The organism is Acidisoma sp. S159, from assembly GCF_009766125.1.
Lineage (GTDB): Bacteria > Pseudomonadota > Alphaproteobacteria > Acetobacterales > Acetobacteraceae > Acidisoma.
Genome location: NZ_LMUG01000051.1, coordinates 1 through 8,700 on the forward strand (window position 1 = coordinate 1; position 8,700 = coordinate 8,700).

Below are 8,700 nucleotides of genomic sequence, written 5' to 3' on the forward strand. Positions count from 1 at the left end.
AGGTTCACGCCGTCACCGTCATCGCTGCCGTCGCCCAGGAACTTGGCGTCGACGAAGATCTCTTGCATGAGATTTCCAACGGCCTGGACACTGAAGACGGTGTCATCTGGGTCTACGGTATCGGCGAGGACGCCATCATGGCCTTCACCGAGGATGGCGTTGAAGAGCTCAAAAACCTCCTCGAAATGCGCCGTGAAAACCCCGGCCTATTCGAGTAACCATCTTCGCCTGCTGCCCACGCCGAATGGCTACCCCGCATCGACATCGAGCGGGCGAGCTTGCAGGAATTGCCGGGGCGCCGGACGGCCGACTTCGAGGAAGCCATCGTAACAGTGACCTCCTCCAGCGGCTTCGTCCTGCGTAAAGTGTTCTACAGCACGCCGTCACGACTGATCGGTTATCGGCTGCGAGTGCGGCTTTATGACGATCGCCTGGACGCCTATCTCGGTGCGACCCTGCAGATGACCATGCCGCGGGGCCGTGCCCGCCCCAATGGGGCCCACGGTCACGTCGTAGACTATCGACACCTGATACAATCTCTGAGGCGTAAACCGATGGCGCTGATGGGGTTGGTCTATCGCGACAAGCTCTTTCCTCGCCAAGCCTATCGCCGGACCTTCGACGTCTTGGTAGCCGCCGTCCCGGCACGCGTGGCCTGCCGCACCATGGTCGATCTTCTGGCTCTGGCCCATGACCGGGCCTGCGAGGGCGAACTGGCTGAGCGTCTCACGCGAGACCTCGACGCCGATATCCTTCCCGATATGTCGGTCCTGAGAGGGGTCTTCACCCCCGACGCCGCGGCGCTCCCCGCGATCGTCGTCACCTATATGCCGCTCAGCGCTTACGACGAACTTGCGACCGTCTTCGTGGGAGAAGCCGCATGAACGCCGATGCCATAGACGCCGGTCGTCTGACCCTGGCGCTCAATGAATTGCGGCTGCCGACCATCAAGACCATCTGGCCCGACTTCGCCGCGCGAGCTGACAAGGAAGGCTGGCCAGCAGCACGGTTCCTCGCGTCGCTTGCCGAGCACGAGATGGCCGAACGCGCGAACCGCCGCATTCGGCGCAACGTCGAGGAAGCCGGTCTACCCGCCGGGAAGACCCTGGACAGCTTTGATTTTGACGCAGTGCCGATGGTCAGCAAGGCCCAGATAATGGCCTTGGCAGCGGGCGATAGCTGGCTCGATCAAGGCGCCAATTTGATGTTCTTTGGCCCACCTGGCGGAGGCAAATCTCAGGTATCGATAGCGATGCCGGGTCTGATGCCACGGGGAAGTCAAAGGAGGTCTGAGCTTCGACGAGGTGATCGCGGATCAGACCCGGTTCCCGGCATGCCGGGAACCGGGTCTATGGTGCCGACGCGAACCAGGCCGGTTCGGGTTCGAAGACCCTGAGAGATCTTTCGATCGTCTCGTGACCGTGAAGCAGTCAGCCCGGTCCGGCCGCGCCGACAGCGCCGACAGCGCAAGAGTAACACGATTGTGGCGTTCGATCTTCAGCGAAGTCGGGCGGCCCCGAATGATATACCTGACTGTGCCTGCGGCGTTGGCTCCAAACAGAAATTGGGAACCTTGTTGATGACACAGCGTGCGATTGGTATCGATCTGGCAATACGGGGCTACCATGTTGCCCAGATATATAACGATGGCCGTACTTCTGGCCGACCAATACGGTTCCGCCATGACCCGGCCTCACTGGGCAGACTTATTTGTCGTATCCGCGACGGCCTCAAGGACGGTGATAGCGTCCAGGCGGTCATGGAGCCGACGGGCATGAGCTGGTTCCCGGCCGCCCATCATTTAATCGACGCCGGGATCAGTGTGGCCCGCGTCAAGGGCAAACGCGTGAAGGCGCTACGTCGCTATCTCTCGGAACAGGCTAAGACGGACCTTGCTGATGCACAAGTTTTGGCGGCGATTCCTGGGTTGGCGGCCCTCAGCTTGATCCGGTCCACATTCCAGTTGCGCGCAGCCATGCACTGCAACGACTGACCAAGCAGCGCCTGCGCTTCAAGGACGACGTCTCCGCTGCCAAGCGCCGTTTACTCGATTTGACCCGATGGGGACCTCGAGCAGATCTTGCCGGATCTTGGCACTCACCTGTCCCTCTTTCTACTTCGCAGCTGGCTTGATCCCGAAACTGTATTGAAGACCGGTCGGTCTGCGCTGCGTAAGTTCATTGCCGAACATGCAAGCGGCAACCATCCACACAGCGGTCCCTTCGTCGAAAAGCTGGTGGAGGGGCTGCGTCAGGCCGCGCAGCAGGCACAGGCTCTCCATGGACGCCATGTCGACTTCGAAGAGCTTCAAATCGAGGTTGCGCTGGAAATAGACGTCGTGTTGAGTAAGCTGGCCACTATCGCTGCGCTTGAACACCGTATCGCAGCGCTCTATGATGAACTCGATCCTAAATCCTTACTCAAAAGCATTCCCGGTGTCGGGCAGCATCTTGCCCCGACCATTCTGGGCGTGTTGCACACTGTTCAGCGCTTCCGCTCGGAACGTCACATCCGGGGCTTCTGCGGTCTCTTCCCAAAACGGGCCGACAGTGGTGGAATTGAACGGCCTGGACAACAGATCACACAAAGCGGCAACGACCGCGTGAAGCGTGCATTGATGCTTGCCGCCGACGCGGCTCGCAGAACCGATCCGAATTGGCGGAAGTTTATTGGAAGCTCATGACCACGAAAGGCCATCACCATAAACAAGCCCTGTGTGCTGTGGCCAATCGCCTCGCGAACCGAATTCTCAGCGTGCTCCGTCGTGGGACGCCATACGTTCTTCGCGACAGGCATGGAAGTGAGATGACCATCGCGCAAAGCAAAAGCCTTCATCAACACCCAACACACCGTGCCTGAAGGCATCCGCGCGGGCCGAAGGTCAAATCGGCACGAGTTGGCAGAATAACCAGCAAAAACGCTTGCGCTATCGGTACAAGATCATCTTGGGGCAGCGCTGGGTTTGGCACTCGTGGAGAACGGATGGCGCGTCCTGCACCACGCGCACCACAGATCTTGTCCAGAAGCTCCAGACCGCTCGGCGAGCACTACAACTCGAAGCGGCCATCGCCAAACTCGACAAGTATCATCTGCTCATCCTCGACGACCTCGCCTACGTCACCAAGGATCAGGCCGAGACCAGCGTGCTGTTCGAACTCATCAGTGCCCGATATGAACGGCGATCCATGCTGATCACAGCCAATCAACCCTTCGGTGAATGGGGTCGGATTTTCCGGACCAGGCTATGACCTTGGCCGCTGTCGACAGGATTAGTACACCACGCCACGATCTTCGAGATGAACGTCGGAAGCTTCAGACGCGGGCTGCGATTGACAGAAAAACCGGCCCCGGACGGCCACCAATTCACGCGTCAATCAAAATCCCGTCCGCATTGCCTCGCTAAAATGCTCCCCAGGCAGGACTGTTGCCTCACCTAAAATGTTCCCCAGGAGACGGCCTGGGGGACGAGTATGAGGAAGGTGAGCATGGGGACACGCCGGGAACTGGTGGTGGCGATCACTGAGAGGTACGTCTCGGCCAGACGGAGCGATAAGACCAAGGTTCTGGATGAGTTCGTGGCGCTGACGGGGCATCACCGCAAGCACGCGATGCGACTGCTACGAGGCGCTACGCCGCCGTCGGGAAAGGGTTCGCGGCCGGGGCGATGGGTCGTCTAATCGCCAGGCAAAATGCAAGTGCTTTTCTGTTCTGAGAGCGAATAGCGTATGCCGGGTGCAGGGTCGTCTTCGCGGTCGGCATGGGCCGCCGCACGGTGGGCTTCGCGGCGGGGCCTTCCAATGTGTACGACGCACTATGCTGATCCAGCTGTGCATCCCATCAAGCGGAATGGCTCTGCCCACGTCCCGGCAGGGACGTCTCGACGCGTTCAGAGACTGAACACTATTGGCTCGCTGCCTCAGGCAACGACGGCTCCAGCGGCTCGGTCAAACACTTCGCCGGACTTCAGCATAGCGTGCATCATAACGGCAAGCTTGCGTGCTACGGCGACGGCCGCGCGCTTGAAACCGATCCGTCCCCTGAGTTTCAGACCCCACGTCCGCAGCGCACTCTCGGCCGATGCGCGGGTCAAAATCACCGTGGCTGCTTCGTAGAGGAGACCGCGGAGGTGACGATCGCCACGTCGAGAAATGTGGCCATCATAGTCGACCTCTCCCGACTGATACCGCCGGGTCGTCAGGCCGAGCCAAGCGCCAACTGAACGTGATTTTTTGAAGTTATCCGGGTCCTCGACGGCCGTCGCGAAGGATGTCGCGGTGATCGCGCCGACACCCGGGATCGACATGAGAATCTGGAACGCTTCGCTGCGGCGTGCTCCGGCTACAAGCTGGCGCCCGAGCTCCACTGCCCGGACACGCATGCTGCGCCAGGCCTCCAGGATCGGCAGCAGGATGGGGGCAAGCCCATTCTGATCCGCAAACAGTTCGCGAACGTGCCGCTCAAATGTGCTTCCCTTGCCCGAAGGGACGACGAGGCCAAAGGTCTTCATGAGCCCGCGAATCTGGTTCGAGAGCTCGGTGGTGATTTTGACCATTTTGTTGCGTGCCGCGACTAGCGTTCGAGCCAGCATGCTATCGAACCCTTTCACGCGCACTTCCCGGAAAAAGCCGACTTCTGCCAAATGGGCTAACCCATCCGCGTCGTTGGCGTCGGTCTTATTGGCAGCCATGTCGAGGGCCGCCTTTGCGTGACGCGCATCAATGCAGATCGTCGGCAGGCCTTCCGCCGTCAGCGCATGATAGAACCATATGGACAGAGCACCGGTCTCGAATACTACTCGCTTGGCCGCCGGGGCATGCTTACGGATGAGCTCCGCGATGAGCTTCGGATCAGATGCACACTTTCCACGCCAGATACGCTTACCATTGCGCCGAATTGAAATGGCAGCCTCTTTCATCGAAACGTCGAGCCCGACAAATTCTTCCATGGCTGATCTCCATTAGGTGCTTAGGCACAGCGTCCCGCCGTACGCCCAAATTCTATCCTATCGAGGAACAGCCGACCGTTCCACGCTGCGACCGCCTCGGGTCAAGCTCGCTCCCGCGATTACACCATGTGTATGGCGAGGAAAAACGGCCGCGCTTGTAGTGGTCTGGGAGGCCTCGGATCGGATTCGCGGCAAGTGGCTTTAGCGCTTTAGCCCTTGTTGCCGTCCCTGATCGAGGCGATGGAGCGCCACGGTCACGCCGGGATAAGCGGTAGCGCAGGCGAGCAATTGCTCGCGATGAGCCCGGCTACGATCGATCGCGCCTTGAGAGGAACCAAGACCAGCGGCACAGGGCCGCGGCGGCGTAAGGCCTCGACGGCCATCCGGCGTAGTGTTCCAATCCGAACATTCTCCGACTGGGATAACCCGGCGCCGGGGCTTGTCGGGCCGACTTGGTATCGCACGATAACACAAGGATCGGGGCGGCTTTGCACGGACGCGACTGGACGAGCTGCATCTGGACTGCCCGTCGTCGCTCATCGCTTGTCTAGTCCGGTCAAGGCTCTACCGACGCGGAGCAAAATCCAAGCGACCGGGCCCTTGATTGCATATAGAGATCAAGCTGGATTGACCCGCGCATTGACCGCCAGCGCAACCAGGATGATCACACCGCTAACTGCATCTTGAATATGTGGTGATATCAGCAGAATGTTCATGAGATTGCTCAGAGACGCAAGCAACAGGATTCCAAAAAACGCGTTCTTAACGGATCCGGCGCCTCCCGCCAGGCTGACACCGCCCACCACTACCGATGCGATGGTTGTCAAGAGAAAACTTCCGCCCGAATCAGGCGCGACGGACCCGGTCCGAGCGAGGAACAGAAATCCGCCGATTCCGGCGTAAAGACCACATAGTGTATACATCAAGATTGTGACGCGCCGCACCGGGATACCTGACAATCGCGCAGCCCTATTATTACCTCCGAGGGCGTAAACCATGAGGCCGATCCTGCTGCGTGACAGTCCAAATGAAAGAAGCAGCGCTATGAAACTCCAGACCGGATATGGCATGTGCAAAAGCTTTGCTTGGACAAAATTCGCAAAGAACGGATCCGGATAATAAATTGGCGCGCCGCCTGTTAAAAGTAACGCGACACCCGCCAAAACAAGCGACATAGCAAGCGTCGCGATGAAGGCAGGGATACGAAATCTAACAATCACGATGCCATTTATCAAGCCAACGAAGATTGAACCAGCTAGTCCGACTAAAATCGCAAGCCAGAATCCTAGATAGGGCAGAGCATTCGACATGCTCATTTCCTGTTGCTGCTCTGACCCGCCGCCGCCGATGACGATTGCCGTCACGACCATCGTAGCGACAATCGAGAGGTCGATGCCGCCAGTCAGCATGACCAGCGTTTCTCCAAGAGCCAACACGCCTACGACTGACGTTTGAAAGAGAATGTTGATTAAGGAACCTCTGAACAAGTCTTCCTCGACACGGTTACGGACCGATCTGTAGGAATGTTGCGGCAGCGGCGGAGTTGAGTGAGATGCGGCAACTGACCCTGGCGAGCGCAAGCTTCGACAAGCATAGCAAGCAAACCCGTCGTGCGAAGTTCTTGGCCGAAATGGACCAGGTGGTGCCGTGGCGTGAACTCTGCGCCCTGATCGCGCCGTTCTACCCCAAGCCCGGCAACGGCCGCCCACCAATCGGGCTGGAACGCATGCTTCGGCTACACTTCCTCCAGCACTGGTACAACCTGTCGGATCCTGCGGCGGAGGAAGCGGTTTATGACTCCCTCTCCCTGCGGCGCTTCGTCGGCATCGACCTCGGTCGCGAGCCGGTGCCCGACGAAACCACCATCCTGAACTTCCGGCATCTGCTCGAGCAGCACAATCTGGGCAAGCCCCTGTTCGAGCGCGTGAACGAGCATCTTGCCTCGCGCGGACTGAAGGTGGCGGGCGGTACCATCGTCGATGCCACCATCATCGCTGCGCCGAGCTCGACCAAGAATGCGACCAAGGCGCGCGACCCGGAGATGCACCGGACCCGCAAGGGCCAACAATGGTATTTCGGGATGAAGCTGCATATCGGCGTGGACAGCAAGACCAAGCTGATCCACGCGATGACCACGACGGGGGCGAACGTGCATGACGCCAAGGTCGTGGGCGAGTTGCTGCACGGCAAAGAGACCCGGGTGTATGGCGACCAAGCCTATCGGGGCCAGACAGCGGTGATCCGCGAGCACGCGCCGAATGCCAAGGACTTTACCAACCAACGCTATCGCTACCGTGGCGCGGTCGATGAGGTGGAGCGTGGCAAGAACCGCACCAAATCAGGAGTTCGCGCCAAGGTCGAACATCCTATCGGGGTGATCAAACGGGTGTTCGGCTTCGCCAAGGTGCGGTACCGTGGATTGGCCAAGAACACGCAGCGACTGTGGCTGACCTGCGGTCTCGCAAATCTGTTCATCGTCCGGCATCGGCTGCTGCGCACCTGATAGGAGTACTATGTCCGGTGCGCGTCAGTTCAGCCTCAAATGGCATAATTCCGCCTCCAGATTCCTGTCCGCAAATTCATCCTTGCCAATGCAAGTCCACAAACGCCTGGCGAACACCGTCAGCGCTCAGCCTCGCTCCAAAATGATCTTATTCAGGCCTTCCTTAAGTTAGAAGGGTGGAGGAATCGACCAGACGAAATCACAGCGGCGAACACCACGAAGCAAGCAAACACCACTACAATGCTGTTCTGTCGAAGGAGTTCGCCGCGGGCCCCAGAACCCGAAACACGAAGAAGCGCATACGCCATTAGAGGCGACCTTGAATTTGACGGCGTTCGGCATGCGTCTGGCGAAGCACACTGAGGCCAACCGCCAGGATGATAACGAGGGCGCGGACAATACCCTGATAGAAGGGATCAACGCCAACCAGATTCATGATGTTGGCTATCAATTGATAGATCAGGACCCCTGCCATCGCCTTTAACAAGCTGCCTTCCCCACCAAAGAGCCGGGCGCCTCCAATGACGATTGCCGCGATCGAGTCGAGTTCCCAGCCGACACCTACGCTGGGCACGCCGCTACCGGATCGGATAACAAGAATCAGTCCGGCAAGCCCCGCAAGCGCGCCAGCGGTCGTATAGATGCCGATCTTGATGCGATCCGCCGCGACGCCCGCGAGTCTGGCTGTAATCTCGTTTCCTCCGATCGCGTAGGTATGGCGCGCTTGCCGCGTTCCATGGCACCACCATGCCGCGGTGATAACAACCACAAACCAAACAATCGTGGGTACCGTCAGAAATCCGCCCCAGGACCTTATCTGATCGAGCAACGGCGACTTGACCAAAATGCTCTGTTCGCTTGCAGTGAAGGCTAGCCCGCGTGCGATGCCCATCATTGCGAGGGTTGCGATCAACGGTTGCACCCGCCCTGCAGTGACGGCAAGGCCATTTATGAGCCCGCAAACCAACCCGGCGCCCAGGCCCATGAGCGCGGCCAGGGGCAGGCCTACTACAGAGAAACGCGCAAGTAGCACCGATGCTAGTGCCATCACGGCTGCCACAGAAAGGTCAAAGCCTCCGGAAATGACGACGATGAATTGCGCAATTGCCAGGATCCCCAGCAGCGCCGCTTGGCTGAGCAAATTGCTGATATTGGCAGCTGTGAGAAAGTTTGGGCTAGTGTCCTGGCCGAGAAATAACTAGACACCTTCGCGTGGCTATGATTCGCTGAGTTCCTGGCAGCGCAGGAGACG

General features: G+C 59.1%; 9 protein-coding genes and 2 pseudogenes. 8 read left to right on the top strand and 3 right to left on the bottom strand.

Annotated elements, in window-relative coordinates:
* From GSQ92_RS16235 to GSQ92_RS16260, 7 genes and pseudogenes are all read left to right on the top strand, one after another.
* Positions 1 to 218: hypothetical protein (locus tag GSQ92_RS16235; protein WP_216856835.1), on the top strand; the 218-nt coding region annotated here is incomplete at its 5' end.
* A 36-nt stretch (positions 219 to 254) separates the two neighbouring features.
* Positions 255 to 884: pseudogene (locus GSQ92_RS16240) on the top strand (IS21 family transposase); the annotation flags it as partial.
* The gene (locus GSQ92_RS16245; protein ID WP_216856837.1) at positions 881 to 1,396 is read left to right on the top strand and encodes an ATP-binding protein; all 516 of its coding nucleotides are present in this window, start codon (positions 881 to 883) and stop codon (positions 1,394 to 1,396) included. The pseudogene GSQ92_RS16240 and the gene GSQ92_RS16245, both read left to right, overlap by 4 nt.
* 183 nt (positions 1,397 to 1,579) lie before the next feature.
* Positions 1,580 to 1,993 (top strand): transposase, encoded by a 414-nt coding sequence (locus GSQ92_RS30255; RefSeq protein ID WP_216856838.1) that lies wholly within the window; start codon positions 1,580 to 1,582, stop codon positions 1,991 to 1,993.
* An 87-nt stretch (positions 1,994 to 2,080) separates the two neighbouring features.
* On the top strand, positions 2,081 to 2,683 hold the full coding sequence (locus GSQ92_RS30260) for a transposase (protein ID WP_216856839.1): 603 nt from the start codon (positions 2,081 to 2,083) through the stop codon (positions 2,681 to 2,683).
* Between the two features lie 325 nt (positions 2,684 to 3,008).
* A pseudogene (locus GSQ92_RS32105) lies at positions 3,009 to 3,403 on the top strand (ATP-binding protein); the annotation flags it as partial.
* Between the two features lie 82 nt (positions 3,404 to 3,485).
* Entirely contained in the window at positions 3,486 to 3,677 is a 192-nt protein-coding gene (locus GSQ92_RS16260) for a hypothetical protein (protein ID WP_216856840.1), read from the top strand.
* 239 nt (positions 3,678 to 3,916) lie between these two features.
* Here GSQ92_RS16260 and GSQ92_RS16265 read toward each other — a convergent pair whose 3' ends face one another.
* Positions 3,917 to 4,945 carry an IS110 family transposase gene (locus tag GSQ92_RS16265; protein WP_159013689.1) on the bottom strand — a complete coding sequence of 343 codons (1,029 nt, stop codon included), beginning with the start codon at positions 4,943 to 4,945 and terminating at the stop codon, positions 3,917 to 3,919.
* 617 nt (positions 4,946 to 5,562) lie between these two features.
* Complete coding sequence (locus tag GSQ92_RS16270) at positions 5,563 to 6,432, bottom strand: ABC transporter permease (RefSeq protein WP_159013690.1); 870 nt, start codon at positions 6,430 to 6,432, stop codon at positions 5,563 to 5,565.
* Between the two features lie 65 nt (positions 6,433 to 6,497).
* Between GSQ92_RS16270 and GSQ92_RS16275 the strand changes: the two genes are divergently transcribed.
* Positions 6,498 to 7,448 carry an IS5 family transposase gene (locus tag GSQ92_RS16275; RefSeq protein WP_159013691.1) on the top strand — a complete coding sequence of 317 codons (951 nt, stop codon included), beginning with the start codon at positions 6,498 to 6,500 and terminating at the stop codon, positions 7,446 to 7,448.
* Between the two features lie 307 nt (positions 7,449 to 7,755).
* On the opposite strand, the gene GSQ92_RS16280 is transcribed toward GSQ92_RS16275, so the two are convergent.
* Positions 7,756 to 8,589, bottom strand: a complete 834-nt coding sequence (locus GSQ92_RS16280; RefSeq protein WP_254066630.1) for an ABC transporter permease — start codon at positions 8,587 to 8,589, stop codon at positions 7,756 to 7,758.
* Positions 8,590 to 8,700 lie beyond the last annotated feature (111 nt).